The 18,963-nt window shown below is 73.6% G+C and carries 13 protein-coding genes, 1 other RNA gene and 1 pseudogene; 4 read left to right on the top strand and 11 right to left on the bottom strand.

Annotated elements, in window-relative coordinates:
• Positions 1-81: 81 nt before the first annotated feature.
• Positions 82-1,039 (bottom strand): annotated as a pseudogene (locus ACWD1Z_RS15735) (LysR family transcriptional regulator).
• 83 nt (positions 1,040-1,122) lie between these two features.
• On the opposite strand from ACWD1Z_RS15735, the gene ACWD1Z_RS15730 reads away from it, so the two are divergent.
• Both ACWD1Z_RS15730 and ACWD1Z_RS15725 read left to right on the top strand, forming a co-directional pair.
• Positions 1,123-2,394 carry an MFS transporter gene (locus ACWD1Z_RS15730; RefSeq protein WP_451119003.1) on the top strand — a complete coding sequence of 424 codons (1,272 nt, stop codon included), beginning with the start codon at positions 1,123-1,125 and terminating at the stop codon, positions 2,392-2,394.
• A gap of 69 nt (positions 2,395-2,463) precedes the next feature.
• A complete protein-coding gene (locus ACWD1Z_RS15725; RefSeq protein ID WP_451119001.1) occupies positions 2,464-3,468 on the top strand; it encodes a LacI family DNA-binding transcriptional regulator in 1,005 nt (334 codons plus the stop codon).
• Here ACWD1Z_RS15725 and ACWD1Z_RS15720 read toward each other — a convergent pair.
• The 6 genes from ACWD1Z_RS15720 to ftsE all read right to left on the bottom strand — a co-directional run bounded on the left by ACWD1Z_RS15720 (position 3,465) and on the right by ftsE (position 8,490).
• On the bottom strand, positions 3,465-4,436 hold the full coding sequence (locus ACWD1Z_RS15720; protein ID WP_451119000.1) for an extracellular catalytic domain type 1 short-chain-length polyhydroxyalkanoate depolymerase: 972 nt from the start codon (positions 4,434-4,436) through the stop codon (positions 3,465-3,467). The two genes, ACWD1Z_RS15725 and ACWD1Z_RS15720, sit on opposite strands and share 4 nt — an antisense overlap.
• Positions 4,437-4,539: 103 nt before the next feature.
• Positions 4,540-4,908, bottom strand: a transfer-messenger RNA (tmRNA) gene (gene ssrA / locus ACWD1Z_RS15715).
• A gap of 83 nt (positions 4,909-4,991) precedes the next feature.
• A complete protein-coding gene (smpB, locus tag ACWD1Z_RS15710) occupies positions 4,992-5,534 on the bottom strand; it encodes an SsrA-binding protein SmpB (protein ID WP_451119332.1) in 543 nt (180 codons plus the stop codon).
• 76 nt (positions 5,535-5,610) lie between these two features.
• The gene (locus ACWD1Z_RS15705) at positions 5,611-6,774 is read right to left on the bottom strand and encodes a S41 family peptidase (RefSeq protein ID WP_451118998.1); all 1,164 of its coding nucleotides are present in this window, start codon (positions 6,772-6,774) and stop codon (positions 5,611-5,613) included.
• Positions 6,775-6,842: 68 nt separating this feature from the next.
• On the bottom strand, positions 6,843-7,760 hold the full coding sequence (ftsX, locus tag ACWD1Z_RS15700) for a permease-like cell division protein FtsX (RefSeq protein WP_389415691.1): 918 nt from the start codon (positions 7,758-7,760) through the stop codon (positions 6,843-6,845).
• A gap of 40 nt (positions 7,761-7,800) precedes the next feature.
• Positions 7,801-8,490, bottom strand: coding sequence for a cell division ATP-binding protein FtsE (gene ftsE / locus ACWD1Z_RS15695; protein WP_130436517.1), 690 nt, complete (start codon positions 8,488-8,490; stop codon positions 7,801-7,803).
• Between the two features lie 235 nt (positions 8,491-8,725).
• Between ftsE and ACWD1Z_RS15690 the strand changes: the two genes are divergently transcribed.
• A complete protein-coding gene (locus ACWD1Z_RS15690; protein WP_451118996.1) occupies positions 8,726-8,917 on the top strand; it encodes a hypothetical protein in 192 nt (63 codons plus the stop codon).
• 98 nt (positions 8,918-9,015) lie between these two features.
• On the opposite strand, the gene ACWD1Z_RS15685 is transcribed toward ACWD1Z_RS15690, so the two are convergent.
• The 4 genes from ACWD1Z_RS15685 to ACWD1Z_RS15670 form a co-directional block, all read right to left on the bottom strand.
• Complete coding sequence (locus ACWD1Z_RS15685) at positions 9,016-9,627, bottom strand: hypothetical protein (RefSeq protein ID WP_451118994.1); 612 nt, start codon at positions 9,625-9,627, stop codon at positions 9,016-9,018.
• Between the two features lie 295 nt (positions 9,628-9,922).
• Entirely contained in the window at positions 9,923-11,029 is a 1,107-nt protein-coding gene (prfB, locus tag ACWD1Z_RS15680; RefSeq protein WP_451118993.1) for a peptide chain release factor 2, read from the bottom strand.
• Positions 11,030-11,276: 247 nt separating this feature from the next.
• Positions 11,277-12,512, bottom strand: a complete 1,236-nt coding sequence (locus ACWD1Z_RS15675; RefSeq protein WP_451118991.1) for a serine/threonine-protein kinase — start codon at positions 12,510-12,512, stop codon at positions 11,277-11,279.
• Positions 12,513-12,632: 120 nt separating this feature from the next.
• Positions 12,633-14,276: a serine/threonine-protein kinase gene (locus ACWD1Z_RS15670; RefSeq protein ID WP_451118990.1), complete on the bottom strand. Its 1,644-nt coding sequence runs from the start codon at positions 14,274-14,276 to the stop codon at positions 12,633-12,635.
• 362 nt (positions 14,277-14,638) lie between these two features.
• On the opposite strand from ACWD1Z_RS15670, the gene ACWD1Z_RS15665 reads away from it, so the two are divergent.
• Positions 14,639-18,937 (top strand): FtsK/SpoIIIE domain-containing protein, encoded by a 4,299-nt coding sequence (locus ACWD1Z_RS15665; RefSeq protein WP_451119330.1) that lies wholly within the window; start codon positions 14,639-14,641, stop codon positions 18,935-18,937.
• Positions 18,938-18,963: the final 26 nt, after the last annotated feature.

Genomic DNA, 18,963 nt, shown 5'->3' with positions numbered 1-18,963 from the left:
ACCTGGTTCGAGCGCCCCCTTTATCACACTGTGCTCAGGCGAAGAATGTAGCGCACGAGTGACTCCGGTGTTCGCGCTGTCTCAGTTGTGGAGCCGCATCGTGACTTTGTCACTGGCCGGAATCCATCCATCAGGGGGTGACCGAAGCCACTCCTCCCGCCCCGCCAGCTCGGCCGCGGCCCGCCGCAGCGCGACCAGTCCGGGGTGCACCAGCCCCTTGCGCCACACCAGCGACACCGGTGACAGGGGCACGGGGTCGATCAAGGGCCGCAGCACCGAGCCGGGCATGGCCGGAAAGTCCACCACGACGAGCACCGGCGTCCGCGTCTTGCTCATGATCCGCTGGAACTCCTCGTGCCCGACGGCGAGCGGCGCGGGCGCGGCGACCTCGATGCCGCGTCCCTCGAACAGCTGGTGCGCGAGGTCGGTCCACTCCGGGGTGCGCGGATTTCCCGCACCCGCGTACACGGTCTCCCCCGCCAGCGCGGCGCGCGGCACCTGCCGCAGACCGGTCAGCGGATGCTCCTCGGGCAGCAGGACCGCCATCGGCTCCAACCGCACGGGCTGCTGCTCCAGACCCGCCCGCAGCGCCGGGTCGAGACCGGCGAACCGCCCGAAGGAGGCGTCGAGCCGCCCGGCGAGCAGCTCGGCCGCCGCTCCGGTCAGCCCGCTCTCGTAGCGGGCCATCAGCTCATGGTCGGGGGCGAGTTCGCGGGCCCGCCCCAGCACCCGCCGCCCGGTGCCGAGCCCGGGTGAGTTCACATCGACCAGCAGGGGCCTGGCCTGCCCGAACGCGGGCGAGCAGGTCGTCCTGCGCGGCCAGTGCCCGCCGGGCGTGCGGCACCAGCCGCTCGCCGTCCGCGGTCAGCGTCACCTGCCGGGTGGTCCGTACGAACAGTTCGGCGCCCAGCTCCCGCTCCAGCCGCCGTACGTCCCGGCTGAGCGCCTGCTGGGCGACGTAGAGCCGGGCGGCGGCGCGGGTGAAGTGCAGTTCCTCGGCGACGGCGAGGAAGGCACGCAACAGACGGGGGTCGGGCATGACCGGAATTTACAACGTGGGTGCGTGAATCGGTACGGAGAAGGTGTTGGACCCCTTGATCGGCTCCGGGCGAGGGTTGCCCCATGCCGCAACCGACCTCCGGATACCGCAGACCGGCCTCCGGATACCGCAGCTTGTTCGTCATACCCGGCGCCCGCGCCTTCACCGCCGGGAACCTCCTGGCCCGCCTCCCCATGGGCATGTTCAGCGTGAGCGCGGTCATCATGATCGCCGGGACGCGGGACTCGTACGCCCTGGCCGGTGCCGTGGTCGCGACCGGCCTGGCCGCCACCGCGCTGGTCGCCCCCTGGATCGCGCGGCTGGTCGACCGGTACGGCCAGGCCCGGGTCGCCCTGCCCGCCACCCTCGTCGCGGCCCTCGGAGGGCTCGCGCTCGTGCTGTGCGTGCGCACCGGCGCCCCCGGCTGGACCCTCTTCGCCGCGTACGCCGCCACCGCGACCACCCCCAACACCGGCGGCATGGCCCGGGCCCGCTGGGCGTATCTGCTCAAGGGCGACCAGGCGGCGCTGCACCGCGCGAACTCCTTCGAGCAGGCGGCGGACGAGCTCTGCTTCATGCTGGGCCCGGTCCTCGCGGCCGTCCTGTGCGGGAGTCTCTTCCGGGAGGCGGGCACGCTGGTGGGGGTGCTGCTCCTGGTGGCGGGCATGGCGCTGTTCACCGCCCAGCGCTCGACCGAGCCGCCGCTCCGGCCTCCGGCGACCGCCACGCAACCGCCGTACCGCGCCCCGGGCATGCCCTCCCTGCTCGCCGTCTGCCTGGCGATGGGGGCCGTGTTCGGCGCCCTGGAGGTCGTCACGATCGCCTTCGCGGACGAACAGGGGCACGGCACGGCGGCCGGTGTGATCCTCGCGCTCCAGGCGGGCGGCTCCTGTGCGGCGGGACTGCTGTACGGGGCGCTGCAGCCGGGCGGTTCCGCCGAGCGCCGCTATCCGTGGTGCCTCGCCGCGATGGCCGCGCTGCTGACGCTGCCCCTGCTCGCCGCGTCGCTCACCGGCTCCCTCGTGGTCCTGGCGGGCGCCCTGCTGGTGTCCGGGATGGCCACCGCCCCCACGATGATCACCAACATGACGCTGGTCCAGCGGCGCACCCCCGAGGACCGCCTCAACGAGGGCATGACCCTCGCCGTGACCGGCCTGCTCGGCGGCATCGCCCTCGGCAGCGCGGCCGGCGGCTGGACCGCGGAACACGTGTCGCCGACGGCGGGGTACGGCGTGCCGGTGGCGGCGGCCGTCCTGGCGCTGACGCTCGCGGTCGCCCGAGGGGCGGGAGCCGGCGTGGGCAGGCGGGGGTTCGGCCGGGCGAACCGTAACCTCCAATCCCGTCCCACCCATTGACCCACCCCCGTCCCTCGCCTACCTTCCCCCGTCGAAGCGCTTCGACGTGTCGTCACGTGAGGGTGCCCGATGGTGAAGATCACTGATGTGGCCCGGCGCGCCGGGGTGTCCCCCAGTACGGTCAGCTACGCCCTCAGCGGCAAGCGCCCGATCTCCGCGGAGACCCGGCAACGCGTCGCCCGCGCGATCCGCGAACTCGGCTACCGCCCGCACGCCGGCGCCCGCGCCCTGGCGAGCGCCCGCTCGAAGGTCCTGGCGCTGGTGGTGCCCCTGCGGCCCGGCATGCACGTCCCGGTGGTGATGCAGTGCGCGGCGTCGGTGGTGACGGCGGCGCGACGCTACGACCATGACGTGCTGCTGCTGACCCAGGAGGAGGGCGTGCAGGGCCTGCGCCGCGTCGCCGACACGGCCCTGGCGGACGCGCTGATCGTGATGGACGTACAGCTGCACGACCCGCGCCTGCCGCTGCTCCGGGCCCTGGACCTGCCGTCGGTGATGATCGGCCTGCCCGCCGCCGCTCCGGGTCTGACCTGCGTAGACCTGGACTTCCGGGCGGCGGGCGAGGTCTGCGTGGACCATCTGGCGCGGCGCGGCCACCGGGTGGTGGCCCTGATCGGCTCCCCGCCGGAGGTGTACGCGCGCGGGACGGCGTTCGCCGAGCGGGTGGCGGAGGGCTTCACCACGGCGGCGGACCGCTCCGGCCTGACCTCCTCGGTCCACCCCTGCGAGCCGACCCCCGCGGCGGCCGGAGCGCTGGCGGAACGGCTGCTGCGGGAGCAGCCGGCCCTGACGGCCGTGGTGGTCCACAACGAACCCGTGCTGAATCCGCTGCTGGCGGCCTTCGAGCACCTCGGGTTGCGCGTCCCGGCCGACCTCTCGGTCACGGCCATCTGTCCGGCCGAAACGGCCACCGCGCTCCGGGTACCGATCACCTCCGTCGCCCTTCCCACCGCCGAACTGGGCGAGCGCGCGGTGCAGTTGCTGATGCGGAAGCTGACGGGCGCGGCCGTACCCGGGGCGACCCTGCTGCCGCCCCGGCTGACGGAACGGCAGAGCGTGGCGCCGCGCGGCTAACCGCCGAGCCCCCACACCTGCCCGAGCCGGTGCGCGGCACACAGGTCGACGTCGAGGAAGTAGGCACCGGCCGACCCGCACTGCGCGCTCCCGGTGCCGGGGTCGACGGGCTGGCCGTGGCCCATGCCGGTGATGCTGTACGTCTCGACGACGGGGTCGCCCGCGGGGCCCCGGAAGACCTGGTGGGGGTAGCCGGCGACGGTGTCTTGGACGTCGGCCGACTGGTCGGCGCCGTGCACGTCGGTCCACTGCTCCACCAGGTCCGTCATGTTGACGGGCTTCACCGTGTAGTCAGCGGTGCCGTGGAGGACGGTGAGGGTGGGCCAGGGCCCGGCGTATCCCGGCCGGGCGGCCCGCACCCGGTCGCCCCACTGGCGCGGGGTCTGGGTGGCACCGACGTACATGCACACGTACGGCGACCCGGCGGCCTGGGCGCACCCGTGCGGCAGCCCGGCGACGACACCGCCGGCCCGGAACTTCTCCGGGTACGCCGCCATCATCACGGCGGTCATGCCGCCCCCGGCGGAGAGCCCCGTGACGTACACCCGCGAGGCGTCCCCGCCGGCATCGGCGAGCTGCCGGTCCACCATCTGCGCGAGGGAGGCGGCCTCGCCCTGGCCGCGCTGGATGTCGCCGCTCTGGAACCAGTTGAAGCAGCCGGAGGCGTTGTTGACGCTCTGCTGCTGCGGCAGGACGACGGAGAAGCCCCAGCGGTCGGCGAGCCGGAGCCAGCCGGTGCCGGTGGCGTACCCGGAGGCGCTCTGGGTGCACCCGTGCACGGCGAGGACCACGGGCCGCCCGGCGGGGAGCCCGTCGGGGACGTACCGGAACATCCGCAGGGCTCCGGGGTTGCTCCCGAACCCGGTGACCTCCTGGAGGGAGGCGGCGGACGCGGGCGCCGGGGTGATCAGGACGGCGAGAAGGGCCGTCAGGACGGTGAGAAGGGTCGCGGCTCTGGTGTGCGTCATGGGGAGGGACCGTAGAACCGTGAACCACCCGCCGGTATGGCGCCGGACAACACAACGAGGGCCCGGCGGGTGTGTGGCCGCCGGGCCCTCGTGTACATGGGAATTGTGGAGATGGCGGGAATCGAACCCGCGTCCAACGGTGCAGAATCAGGGCTTCTCCGTGTGCAGTCTGGTACGAGTTTCTCAGCCCTCCGGATCACCCAGACAAGTCCGGAACGGGCTCAGTCACTGTTTGATTTCCCTCTTCACCCCGTGACCGGGATCAAGGTTTAGTTCCCTAGCTGATGCCAGGATCCGGGTCGGGAACAGCCCCGGGCTGACACTTCGCAAGTCGCTACTTAGGCAGCGAGGGCGAAGGAATCGCGCTTGGTGTTGGCGATTATTGTTTGCGACATATGGTTTACGAGATCATTGCCGCTTCCTCGACACGCTTCCCCTGCTTCGACATCCGCTGTCGAAACCGATCATCCCCATGTTGATTTTTCAAACCGCGCACCCTCGGTGAGGTGCAGGTGCCATCGTACGTGACCAACGCACCGGCGTGCCACCGTATTCCTACTGGCCCCGCTGCCTCCGCTTCGCCGCCGCGATCGCCCGGTCCGACTCCCGCCGGTCCTGCTTCTCCCGCAGGGTCTGGCGCTTGTCGTACTCCTTCTTGCCCCGCGCGAGCGCGATCTCGGCCTTCGCCCGGCCGTCCTTGAAGTACAGCGCGAGCGGCACGATCGTGTGGCCCGTCTCGTCGGCCTTGACCGCCAGCTTGTCGATCTCCTCGCGGTGCAGCAGCAGCTTGCGCTTGCGGCGCGCGGAGTGGTTGGTCCAGGTGCCCTGGGCGTACTCCGGGATGTGGGCGTTGTGCAGCCACGCCTCACCGCCGTCGATGTGGACGAACCCGTCGACCAGCGACGCCCGGCCCTGGCGCAGCGACTTCACCTCGGTACCGCTGAGCACCAGCCCGGCCTCGTAGGTGTCGATGATCGCGTAGTCGTGCCGGGCCTTCTTGTTCTGCGCGACGATCTTGCGCTTGCCGCCCTTCTCGCCGTCCCTGGCCTTGGCGGCCGCCCCGCCCTGCTTGGGCTGGGCCTCCTTCGGTACGTACATTCCCTTGCTCATAGTGCCGCCATTTTCGCACTAGAGAGGGGGCCCGGTACCAGTGCTTATCGGCGGGGGGCGCGGACTACCGGTCGCCCGGCCCGCCGAGCACGGTCCGCGCCCGCTCCAGGGCCTGATCGTCGGTCTCCAGGTCGGGCGTGATGCCCCGCCCGTCGACCTCCCGCCCGGACGGCGTCCGGTAATGCCCCACGGTCAGCTCGGCGACCGACCCGTCCGGCAGCCGGCTGGGCATCTGCACCGAGCCCTTGCCGAAGGTGCGGGAGCCCACCACGACCGCCCTGCCGCGGTCCTGGAGGGCGCCGGTGAGCAGCTCGGCCGCGCTCATCGTGCCGCCGTCGACCAGCGTGACCAGGGGGCGGGTGGTGTCGCCGCCGGGCTCGGCGTGCAGGGCGCGCTGCTCGCCGTCCACGTCGTAGGTGGCGACCAGGCCGCCGTCGAGGACGGCGGAGGCGGCGGTGACGGCCTCGGTGACCAGGCCGCCGGAGTTCCCGCGCAGGTCGAGGATGATCCCGCCGCCGCCCGGGGCCTGCCGTACGGCGGTGCGCACCGCGGTGCCGGAGCCCTTGGTGAAGGAGTCGATGCGGATGACCGTGACGCCGCCGGCGATCCGGCGGGCGGTGACGGAGTCCGTGGACAGCTCCGCGCGGCGCACGGTGAGGCTCCACGCGCGCGTGCCGCGCTCCATGCCGAGCCGGACCGTCGTACCGGCGGGGGCGTCGGTGGCGTCGCCGCGCAGTAAGGAGACGACCTCGGTGACGGGGCGCCCGTCGACCTTCTCGCCGTCGACGCTGCGCAGCCGGTCACCGGCCCGGATCCCGGCGGTGGCGGCGGGCGACCCGGCGCGCACCTTGGTCACTTCGATACGGCCGTCCCGCTCGCGCCGCGCCCGCAGCCCGACGCCGGTGTAGCGGCCGTCGAGGGCTTCCTCGAACTCCTCGTACTCGCCCGGGGAGTACACGGCGGCCCAGCGGTCCCCGCTGCGGCTGACGGCGCGCTCGGCGGCCTCCATGGGCGACTTGCCGTCGGCCATGGCCTCGGCGGCGGCCTCGGCGACCTGCTCGTGGCGGGCCGCGGTGGTCGAACGGGCCGCTGCGGGGGCCGACTTCCGGTCGGGTCCGGGCAGCGATCCGGTGGCCGCTCCGGCGACCAGCACGCTGGTGAACACCAATGTCAGGGCGGCCCCGCGGCGCATGCGGCGGGGCTGACAGAACAGGTCACGGCCTGACATGCCGGTGAGTCTAGGACAACGCAAGGGGCCGTACGGCCGGTTGACCGGACGGCCCCTCTTGGCAAGAGTCACACCTTCAGGTACTTGCGCAACGCGAAGAACGCGGCCAACGCCGGCATCACGAAGCTCGTCGCGAGGATGAGCGGCAGGTACTTCAGCACCGCGTCCCAGCCGATGAAGTTGATCAGATTCAGCTTCTCGGAGAGCGCGAGTCCGTGATCGATGATGAAGTACCGCGCCACCACCAGGAATCCGCAGGCGACCGCGCCACCGATCAGCCCGGCGACCGCGGCCTCCATGATGAACGGCGCCTGGATGTAGAAGCCCGAGGCACCGACCAGGCGCATGATCCCGGTCTCGCGCCGCCGGCTGAACGCCGAGACGCGCACGGTGTTGACGATCAGCATCAGCGCGACCACCAGCATCAACGCCATCACCGCGCGGGCGGCCCAGTTCATGCCGTTGAGCAGTTCGAAGAGGTTGTCGAGGATCCCCTTCTGGTCCTGCACCGACTGCACCCCGTCGCGCCCGTCGAAGGCGGTGGCGATGACCTGGTACTTCTCCGGGTCGGTGAGCTTGATCCGGTACGACTCCTGCATCTGGTCCGGCGTGAGGGAGCTGGCCAGCGGGGAGTCGCCGAACTGCTCCTTGTAGTGCTTGTACGCCTGGTCCTGGGACTCGTACGTCACCGTGTCGACGACCGTCATCTTCTTCAGGTCGGCGAGGATCTCCTTCTTCTGGTCCGAGGTCACCGCGCCCTTGGCGCAGTTGGGGTCGGACTCGGCGTCGCTCTTGTTGCAGAGGAAGACCGAGACGTTGACCTTGTCGTACCAGTAGCCCTTCATGGTGCTGACCTGGTCGCTCATCAGGAGCGACCCGCCGAACAGGGCGAGCGACAGGGCGACGGAGACGATGACGGCGAACGTCATCGTCAGATTGCGGCGGAGACCGACACCGATCTCGGACAGTACGAACTGGGCGCGCATGGCGTCTGCTTCAAGCCTTTCCGTGGAACTCGCTGCGGTCTCAGTGCTGGTAGCCGTAGACGCCGCGGGCCTGGTCGCGGACGAGGCGGCCCTTCTCCAGCTCGATGACGCGCTTGCGCATCTGGTCCACGATGTTCTGGTCGTGCGTCGCCATCACCACGGTCGTGCCGGTCCGGTTGATCCGGTCCAGCAGCTTCATGATGCCGACGGAGGTCTGCGGGTCGAGGTTGCCGGTGGGCTCGTCGGCGATCAGCAGCTTGGGCCGGTTGACGAAGGCCCGCGCGATGGCGACGCGCTGCTGCTCACCGCCGGACAGCTCGCCCGGCATGCGCTCCTCCTTGCCGCCGAGCCCGACGAGGTCGAGCACCTGCGGCACGGACTTGCGGATCTCCCCGCGTGACTTGCCGATCACCTCCTGCGCGAAGGCGACGTTCTCGGCGACCGTCTTGTTGGGCAGCAGCCGGAAGTCCTGGAACACCGTGCCCAGCTGGCGCCGCATCTGCGGGACCTTCCAGTTGGACAGGCGCGCGAGGTCCTTGCCGAGAACGTGCACCTGGCCGTGGCTGCACCGCTCCTCGCGGAGGACCAGCCGCAGGAAGGTGGACTTTCCGGAGCCGGAGGACCCCACGAGGAACACGAACTCGCCCTTCTCCACTTCCAGGGAGACATCCCTGAGTGCGGGGCGGGTCTGCTTGGGGTAGACCTTGGATACGTTGTCGAATCGGATCACGGATGCACCACGGGTCGCCGGGGGTAGATGAGCGTGACCATACGCGAGTCGGGTGCGGGGGCGCAGGCGCCGGTCGGGGTTGCACCACGGATGTGCGTATTTGTACCGGGCTCCGGCCGCCCCCTTTCCCGGCGCCCAGGCAGCCTCCGGAGGAACCTGGCACAGTAGGTGGGGGAACGTTCTGCGCCCCTGAGACGTTCTCCCCCTGGAACCACTCACAAGAAGGGCGAGGCGCATGACGTACGACCGGCTGGTGTGCGCGAACTGCGCGGCGCCCGTGAACGAGGGCCGCTGCCCGGTCTGCCGGGCGAACCGCGAACGGCTGCAGCAGGAGAACCCGCTCGGGAACCTGACCCCGATGACGCTGATCGCACTGCTGGCGGTGCTGATCGCGGCGCTGGCGCTGCTGGCGCACCAGACCGCGTAGAGCGGCCTCGCGAGACCTGCGCGAAGACATACGAAGGGCCCGGAGCGTCACTGCGCTCCGGGCCCTTCGTCACACACGGTGTGCGCGGGCGGCTACCGTCAGGCAGCCGCACCGCCCCGGCCGCCCACCAGGCGCGGAAGCACCCGGAAGCCGACGCCACCGGCGATCATCGTGGCGGCGCCGATGATCAGGAAGGTGGTCTGCGCGGCACCGGTCTCGGCCAGCTCCTCACCGCTGCCCTGGGCGGAGGTGTCGGAGGCGGTCTCCTCACCGGTGTCGGTCAGGGAGGAGGAGCCCTCCTGCTGGGCGGAGTCACCGGAGCCGCCGTCGGGGTCGGTGTTGTCGCCGCCGCCGTTGCCGCCGCCGTTTCCGTTGCCCGGGTCTTCGGTCGGCTCGTCGGTGGGCTCCGGGTCCTCGGTGGGCTCCGGGTCCTCGGTCGGCTCCGTCGGCTCCACGGTGGGCTCCGGCGGGTCGGTCGGCTCCGGCTCCCCGGTGGGCTCGGTCGGGATGACGGTCGGCTCGGTCGGCTCCGGCTCCGGCTCCTCGGTGGTGGGCTCCGGGTCCGGCTCCGGCGTGACACAGATGCCGAGCAGGCCGCAGTCCTCGCCCGTGTCTGCGGCAGCGACGCCGGCGGCAGTGAGCGAAGCGCCGGCCGCGATCACGGCACCGGCCGCGATCCGCGCGACACGGATCCGCGTCTTCTTGGTCATGTGGTTGCTACCCCCAGTAGCTCATCGTCAGTGAGGCGGCGCTCGGGGGCGGTGATCGACGAAGGAGCTGAACTCGAGCCCCCCGGTTCACATGCGCCCCGGAGATACGCATGCCACGCTGCACCCTTCCGATTTTTCAAAGCAACGTCAAGGCCGTTGCGTACGCGATGTCCTGGTACGGGTTCTTTGCCGGAGGAGAACGCCTGTGAGTGTGATGTAAAACCCAGACATCGGGCGCAGAAAAGGCAACTGCCGCCCCGAAGGCGGCAGTTGCCTTGTCGACAAAGCGCTCCGCTTACTTCTCCTGCTGCTTGCGCCAGCGAATTCCGGCCTCCAGGAAGCCGTCGATCTCACCGTCGAGCACGGCCTGCGGGTTGCCGACCTCGAACTCCGTCCGCAGGTCCTTGACCATCTGGTACGGGTGCAGGACGTACGAACGCATCTGGTTGCCCCAGGAGTTGCCGCCGTCGCCCTTGAGGGCGTTCATCTTGGCCTGTTCCTCCTGGCGGCGCCGCTCCAGCAGCTTGGCCTGGAGGACGTTCATGGCGGTGGCCTTGTTCTGGATCTGCGACCGCTCGTTCTGGCAGGAGACGACGATGCCGGTGGGGAGGTGGGTGAGGCGCACCGCGGAGTCGGTGGTGTTCACGCCCTGGCCGCCGGGACCGGACGAGCGGTACACGTCGATGCGCAGCTCGGACTCGTCGATCTCGATGTGGTCGGTCTGCTCGACCACGGGAAGCACCTCGACGCCCGCGAAGGAGGTCTGGCGGCGGCCCTGGTTGTCGAAGGGCGAGATCCGCACGAGGCGGTGCGTGCCCTGCTCGACGGAGAGCGTGCCGTAGGCGTACGGCACCTGCACGGAGAAGGTGGTCGACTTGATGCCGGCCTCTTCCGCGTACGAGGTCTCGATCAGCTCGGTCTTGTAGCCGTGCCGCTCCGCCCAGCGCAGGTACATGCGCTGCAGCTGCTCGGCGAAGTCGGCGGCGTCGACGCCACCGGCCTCGGCGCGGATGTTCACCAGCGCCTCGCGGGAGTCGTACTCCCCGCTGAGCAGGGTCCGGACCTCCATCTCGTCCAGCGCCTTCTTGACGGAGGTCAGCTCGGACTCGGCCTCGGCGCGGGTGTCCGGGTCGTCCTCCTCCTCGGCCATCTCGAAGAGCACGGCGAGATCGTCGATGCGACCGCGCAGGGTCTCGGCCTTCCGCACCTCGGCCTGGAGGTGGGAGAGCTTGCTGGTGATCTTCTGCGCCTCGTCCGGGTTGTCCCACAGGGACGGCGCGGCCGCCTGCTCCTCGAGCACGGCGATGTCTGCCCTCAGCTTGTCGAGGTCCAGAACGGCCTCGATCGACTCCATGGTCGAGGAGAGGGACTTGAGCTCTTCGGATACATCGACGACTGCCACGCTCCCAGCGTAACGGCTCCGTCGAGCGCCGAGGGCCGGTGGCCGCCCGGCGCCCGTGCGACCGGCTCCCACGGGCCGCCGCGGGCCGCCGCCTCGCGGCCAGAAAGCCTCCGATGCCGCGCTCCCACGGGCCGTCGCCTCGCGGTCAAGAAGTCCCGGGCGCCGAATGCCCGCGAGCCACCGCAGGCCGTCGCCTCGCGGTCAAGAAGTCTCCGGTGCCGAGTTCCCGCAGGCCGTCGCCTCGCGGTCAGGGAGTCTCCGGTGCCGAGTTCTCCATGTCGTCGCGCGGAGTGGCCCCCGAGTCGTCCCCCGACGTCGCCAGCCAGGTACCGGCGCCCGCCGCGGCCACCAGGGCCACCGCCGCCGCCCCCAGGGCCAGCCGGCGCCGCCGGGTGGCCGCGCGGTGCCGGGCCGAGCCCGGGCGGGGGGCGCCCGCGGCGCGGGGCACCCGGGCCGTGCCGCGGGCGCCGCCCGCCAGCTCGTCCGGGCCCGGCACCCTCATCGACGTATGGGTGTCGCGGTTGGAGTCGGCCGGCTTCGCGCCCGGCACCAGGGGCACCGCGCCCCGGCGTACCGGAGCCGAGGGCACCGGGGCCTCCGGGGCCGTCTCCGCCTCGACCGGCTCGGTGTCCGGCTCGTCCACGTCCAGCGGCGGCATGCCCGTCAGCATCGGCAGCAGCTCGCGCAGCCGCGCCCCCAGCTCCGAAGCGCGCAGCCGGGAGGCCGGCGCCTTCGCCAGGCACTGCACGATCAGCTGCCACAGCTCGTCCGGGATGCCGGGCAGCGGGGCGACCGTCTCCGTCACATGGCGGCGCAGCACCGCCCCGGGGTGGCCGCCGCCGAACGGCGTGAAGCCCGCCAGCAGCTCGTACAGCACCGTGGCCAGGGCGTAGATGTCCACCGACGCCCGCGGCGGCAGCCCCTCCACGATCTCCGGCGCCAGGTAGTCCGGCGTACCGATGATCTTCGTGGCCCGGGTCCGCTTCGGGGAGTCGATCAGCTTCGCGACGCCGAAGTCGGTCAGCAGCGCGGGGTGCGCGCCGCCGGGGCCCAGCGGGCCCTGCATGTCCAGCAGGACGTTCTCCGGCTTCACGTCGCGGTGCACGACCCCGGCCGCGTGCGCCGCCGCGAGACCGTCCGCCACGTCCGCCACGATCGCCACCGCGGCCTCCGGCGCGAGCCGCTTGTCCCGGTCCAGGCGGGTGCGCAGATCGGTGCCCCGGACCAGGTCCATGACCAGCGCGAGGTCGTTGCCGTCGACGACCAGGTCACGCACGGAGACGACCCGCGGGTGCTCGAGACCGAGCAGCGCCGTGCGCTCCTGCACGAAGCGTCCGACGAGTTCCTGGTCGGACGCGAGATCCTCGCGCAGCAGCTTGATGGCGACGGGACCCTCGGGTCCCTCGCCCAGCCACACCGTGCCGGCGCTGCCCCGGCCCAGGATCTGGTGGGCGGTGTACCGGCTGCCGATCTTCCGTGCCAAGGCTGCTCCTACAGACGCGTGTTGCCGACAAAACTACGCGTCCGGAGAGCCGGCCTTCACCGCGGAGGCGGAAATCACCCGCCGGGTGTCGACAAATCCACAGAGTCGCTACCGACCTCGCTACTGACCGGAGGATCCGCCGCTCAGGTCGCCGATCCATCCCGTCACCGTGGTGAACCAGTCCGTGAGCTGCTCCCAGTACCCCTTGCCCGTACCGATCCAGTCCTGCAGCGGGCTCAGCTCCCACACCAGCCATCCGGCCACGAACAGGATGACGAACGTGAACAGGCAGCCCTTGAGGCAGCCGAGACCGGGGATCCGCATCGGGTTGGCGCTGCGCTGGCGCGGCTGACGCGGCTCCCGCTGCGGCCGCTGGGGCTCGGGGGCGGGCGGTGGCGCGTACCGCTGCGGCTGCTGGGGGCGGGGCTGCTGCTGGGGCCGGCGCTGTGGCTGCTGCTGCGGGGCGTACTGCTGCGGCTGTTGCCCCTGCTGCGGATAGCCGTAACCGGGCTGCTGCTGCTGAGGACGGCGCTGCGGCGGCTGCTGCGGGCGCGCGACCTGGCGCTGGGGGCGGCGGCGCAGCGGGTCCTGGCCGGGGTCGAGGTACTGGACCTGCGTCTGCTCGTTACGGTCGCGCGCGGCCCGCAGCTGGTTCTGCCAGGGGTGCGGCTCCTCGGGCGAGGCTCCCCCGGGCCCGTTCTGCGGCACGGGCGGCAGGACGGCGGTGGGGTCGGCGGCGCCGGACGGTCCCCCGGTGTGCGGCAGGACGCTGGTGGCGGCGTTCGGGTCGTAGCCCCCGGCGCCGTGCGGCAGCACCTGGGTGGGGTCGGCCGAGCCCGGGACCGGGGCGGGCGCCGGGTCGGGCGCGAGCAGCGCGGCGACACCGTCGGCGGCGGCGATCTGCGCGGAGTTCGCGTGCACCCCGATGCCCTCGGCGACCACGCGCAGGCCGCGTGCGAGGTTCTCGGCGCTGGGGCGCCGGTCGGGGTCCTTGGACAGACAGCGCTCGATCACCGTCCACAGCGGGTCGGGGACCGTGGAGGGGCGGCGCGGCTCGGCGCTCAGGTGCTGGTGCAGGACTTCCAGGGCCGAGCCGCCGGAGAACGGGGGCCGGCCGGTGACCAGCTCGTACAGCAGGATGCCGGCGCCGTAGATGTCGACGGCGGAGGTCTGCGGGCGGCCCTCGGCGGACTCGGGCGCGACGTACGCGGGCGTGCCGACGAACTCGTGGGTGCGGGTCAGGCCCGGGGAGTCGGCGAGGCGGGCGATGCCGAAGTCGGTGAGCATCGGGTGCATCTGGCCGCCGTCCTGCTTCAGCAGGACGTTCGCCGGCTTCAGGTCGCGGTGCACTACGCCGTCGGCGTGGCTCGCGGCGAGGGCGTCGGCGATCTGGGCGGTGAGCAGGGCGGCGGCGACCGGGCTGAAGGGGCCGTTCTCGCGCAGGTAGCGGTGCAGGTCGGGGCCGTCGACGAGGTCCATGACCAGCGCCAGCAGCTCGCCCTCGACGACCAGGTCACGGACCCGGACGATGTTCGGGTGGGTCAGCCGGAGCAGGACGGACCGCTCCCGGAGGAAACGCATGACGATGTCCGCGTCGCTGGCCAGCTCCTCCTTGAGGACCTTGATCGCGACGGTCTCCCCGGGCTGGCCCGGCACGGCCGCCTCGGCGCCCGCGGTCTCACGCTGGCGGGCTCGCCAGACGGTGCCCGTGGCGCCGCGTCCGAGCGGCTCCTCGAGCAGGTACTTGCTGCCGACTGGCCGCACGTCACGCGCTCCCTGCTGATTGCCTGAAAGTGTTGCGATGTTCCGACCCACTGTAGTGCCGGGCGGATCGAAGCAAAGGTTCGCAGGAAAGACGCTCGGGCCGTTCTGTTTGGTTGCCCGAGCCGTGCGTGACCGATCTCAAGTGATCGTGAGCGCGTCAGGTATCAGGCATTTTTACGGGCAGAGCCGACCAATCAAGATCACTTGTCAGCGGGCGGCGGGCGCGTTGTCAGTGGCAGGTGCGAGGATGCCTTCCGTACTGGCCGATGTGCTCGTGTGGCGGTGGGGGAAGTCCGCGGTGGGGGACCGCGGGGCGTCGTCCCCGTTCGCGGGTGCCCGCGCAGAAGGGACCGCTGACGGCGATGCAGATCCGGCTGACCGTCGTAGACCCGCTGGGCCCGCCCCCCGCCGCCGCGCGGGGCCGCGCCGCGAGCTGCGACGTGCTGGTCACGGCGCCCGCCGGCACCGCCCTGGCCGCGGTGGCGTCGGCGCTCGCCTCGGCGGTCTCGGCGGGCGAGGGCCCCGTGGTGGTGTACGCGGGCGCGGAGCGGCTCGACAGCGCGCGCAGCACCCTGGGCGAGCCCCCGCTGATCGACGGCGCGGTCCTCTCCCTGGGCGCCCCCGCCGAGCCCGAGGCCCATCCCGAGTTCGACGACGCCCCGACCCAGCTCCATGTGGTGGCGGGCCCCGACGCGGGCGGCGTCCACCTCCTGCACGGCGGCCGGATCGAGGTCGGCCGCTCCGCCGACGCCGACGTCCCTCTCGACGATCCGGACGTCTCCCGGCTGCACTGCGCGGTCACGGTCGCCGCCGACGGCCACGTCTCGGTCGCCGACCTCGGCTCCACCAACGGCACCACCCTGGACGGCGCCCGCGTGGGCACCCGCCCGGTCCGCCTCGCGCCGGGCGCGCTGCTGCGCATCGGCGAGTCGGCCCTGCGGCTCGCCCCGGCGGGCGGACCGGGGGCCCGGGTGGCGACGGTGCCGGACGGCGAGGGGCACATCCGCCTGTCCGGCGCCCACCTGGGCGGGGAGTCGGCGCCGGGCGCCTCCGAACCCACCGGGGAAACCCGGCACGGCTACGGCTCGGCCGCCTGGGGGGCGTCCTCGGCCACGCCGGGGGCGCAGCAACACGGTCCGGTCGTGCCCGCGCAGGGCGGCACGGCCGGGCAGGGCAGCGCGGCGGCCGGGCAGGGCAGCACGCACGGGCAGGGCGGCGCGGCCGGACAGGGCAGCGCGCATGGGCAGGGCAGCACGCATGGGCAAGGCCGCACGCATGGGCAGGGCAGCACGCATGGGCAGGGCAGCGCGGCCGGACAGGGCAGCACGCACGGGCAGGGCAGCGCGCCCCGCACCGAGGACCGCGGGTCACGTGTCCCGGCTCCGCGCGGGGGCGACACCCACGGTGCCGGCTTCCCGGCGGGCGGGGCGCCTCGCGGGGGCACTCCGGCGGACGCGCGGCCTCGCGTAGGCGCTCCGGCGGACGGTCACCCTCGCGGGGGCGCTCCAGCTGACGGTCACGCTCACGGGGGCACTCCGGCGGACCGTCACCCTCGCGGGGGCACTCCGGCGGACAGGCAGCCGCGCGGGGGCGCTCCGGCCCCGGGTGGCCGTCCGGCGGGCGGGCCCGGGCTCGGGGGGACGTACGCGTCCGGCGGCCGTACCTCCGCGGACAGCCACCGCGTGGGCCGCGAGGCATCCGGCTCCGCGTACAGCGACCGCGCGGGCCTTCCGGCGGACGGCCACCCGCGCGGGGGCTCTCCGGCGGACGCCCGCGGCGAGACGTACGCACCCGGCAGCCGCACCTCCGCAGACAGCCACCGCGCAGGCCGCGAGACCTCCGGCTCCGCGCACAGCGACCGCGCGGGCCTTCCGGCAGACAGCCACCCCCGCGAGGCCCCCGGGGACGCGCTCGGCGGGACCTACACATCCGGCGGCCGTACCTCCCCGGACAGCCACCGCCCGGGCCTCCCCGCGGACGGCCACCCGCGCGGGGGCTCTCCGGCGGACGCGCGCGGCGAGACGTACGCACCCGGCAGCCGCACCTCCGCAGACAGCCGCCGCCCGGGCCTCCCCGCCGATGCCCACCCGCGCGGGAGCGCTCCGGCGGACGCGCGCGGCGAGACGTACGCACCCGGCAGCCGCACCTCCCCGGACAGCCACCGCGCAGGCCGCGAGACCTCCGGCTCCGCGTACAACGACCGCGCGGGCCTCCCCGCCGACGGCCACCCCCGCGGGGGCGCTCCGGCGGACGCGCCCGACGGCCGTGGCCCCGCGGACAGCCACCGCGCGGGGCTCCCGGCCGACACCGACGCGCTCGGAAGCCGTACCTCCGCGGACAGCGACCACGCGGACCGTCGGGGCGGTGGCCGGAAAGGCAGTCCGGCGCGCGGCACCGAGGGCCCGCAGGGCGGGCGCAGGCGCGGCGGTCTCGGCGCCTGGGCCCGACGGCTGACCGGCGGACGCGGCGAACCGGCCCCGCCCGAAGCGGAGTCCTACGACGATCAGGGCCCCGAAGCGACCGAGCACCCCTCCGTCGCCGCCGCCCGGCTCCCGGAGACCTGGCCGGACCCCGCCGCCCTGCTGCTCACCGCCCTCGGCCCCGGCCCCCGCCTGTGGGAGCGCGGGCCGGACCACCCCGAGGCGCTCACCGTCCGCCTCGGCACCGCCGACCGCCCGGCCCCCGACGGCCCCGGACTGCTGCCCGCCGTACCGGTGACCGCCGATCTGCGCGAGACCGGCGCCCTGGGCCTGGCCGGCCCGCGCGCCCGGCTCACCGGGCTGGCCCGCGCGGTGGTGGCCCAGCTCGCCGCGCTGCACTCGCCGGACGCCCTGGAGATCGTGCTGATCAGCGCGGACCGCTCCCGCCCGCTGGAGGAGCGCGCCGCCGACTGGTCCTGGCTGGGCTGGCTCCCGCATCTGCGCCCGTCCCACGGCCAGGACTGCCGCCTGCTGCTGGCCCACGACCGCGAACAGGCCACGGCCCGCACGGACGAGTTGCTGCGCCGGCTCGACGACCACCTGAACCACGGCGAGCGGCCCTCCGCGCGCCCCGCGCACCGGCCCTCCTGGGCCCAGGACGACCCGGCCGCCCCCTTCCCCGGCCCGTACACCGTGGTCGTGGTGGACGGAGACCCCGGCGCCGCCGACGTCCGGGACGCCGTCGCCCGGCTGGCGTCGGACGGCCCGCGGGCCGGGATCCATGTGGTGTGCCTCTCTGAGACACCCCCCGCCTCGCCCGCCTCTCCGGTCACCGAGACCTACCGGGCGGCCTGCGCGGTGGCACCGGCGTTCCGGGAGTGCGGCGCGGTCGCCCTGCTGAGCGGCGACGTGGCGACCGCGCTGCGGCTGATGCGGGTCGCCCGCGCAGCCGGGGCGGACGGCCACGCCGACCCGGCCCCCGTCGCCCCCGGCACCGTGGCCACCGTGGACGCCGTCTCGCTCGCCTGGGCCGAGCGGTTCGCCCGGGCCCTGGCACCGCTGCGGCCGGACGGCACCGTGGGAGAGCGGCAGCCGCGGGTCTCCGCACCGTTGCCCCAAGCAGCGCGGCTGCTGGACGAGTTGGGCCTGGCCCGGGCCACCCCGGCCTCCCTGATGGCCCGTTGGGCGGACGCGGCCGACGACACCGAGGCGCTCGGCGGACGCGCGTGCGCCGTGCTGGGCGCCGGTCCGCGCGGCCCGGTCTCCGCGGACCTCGCGGCCGACGGACCGCACCTGCTGATCGAGGGCCCCGCGGGCAGCGGCCGTACGGAGCTGCTGCGGGCGCTCATCGCCTCGCTCGCCGCCGCCGAGCGGCCCGACCGGCTCACCATGGTCCTGATGGACGGCCGGGACAGCGCGGGCGGCAGCGGCGCCGACGGACTGCGCGTGTGCACCGACGTCCCGCATGTCACCACCCACCTCGCCGCCAACGACCCGGTCCGGATGCGGGAGTTCGCCCAGTCCCTGAGCGCCGAGCTGAAGCGGCGGGCCGAGCTGCTGGGCCGTTCCCACTTCACGGAGTGGCACGCGGGCCGGATGGTCTCGGGCCGGATGGTCGCCCAGCGCACGGGCACCGGCGCCGGCGGAGCCGCCGACCTGGACTCCCCGCCCAGTTCCACCCTGCGGCTGCGCCCGGCGGCGGCCCGCCGGCAGACGGAGGCGGCACCGCCGCTGCCCCGCCTGGTCGTGGTCGTGGACGACCTCGACGCCCTGGTCTCCCCGGCCCTCGGCTCCCCCGGCCGGCCCGCCGCGGGCTCGGTCGTGCGCGCCCTGGAGGCGGTGGCCCGGGAGGGCGAGCGGCTCGGCGTCCACCTGCTGGCCGCGACGGGCGCGGACGGCCGTACGGCCGAGTCGGAGCCGGCGCGCCGGGCCACCCTGCGGGTCACCCTCGACGCCCCGGCCACCGGTCCGGACGAACCGGCGCCCGGCCGCGGCCGGTTGGCCTGGGCGGACGGTCGTGTGACCGCCTTCCAGGGCGGCCGGGTCACCGGCCGCATCCCCCGCACCGCGACCCTGCGCCCCACCGTCGTCCCCCTGGAGTGGCACCGCATGGGCGACCCCCCGGCCCGCCGCCCGGTCCGCGAACTGGGCAACGGCCCGACCGACCTCGCCCTTCTGGCCAGCGCGCTGGAGCGAGCGGCGAAGGAGGTCTCGGCCGCCGAGGTGCCGTCGCTGCTCTAGGAGGAGTGGAGCCTCAGTCACGACGC

Source organism: Streptomyces sp. NPDC002784 (genome assembly GCF_053592135.1).
This window is presented reverse-complemented; position numbering and strand designations above follow the sequence as displayed.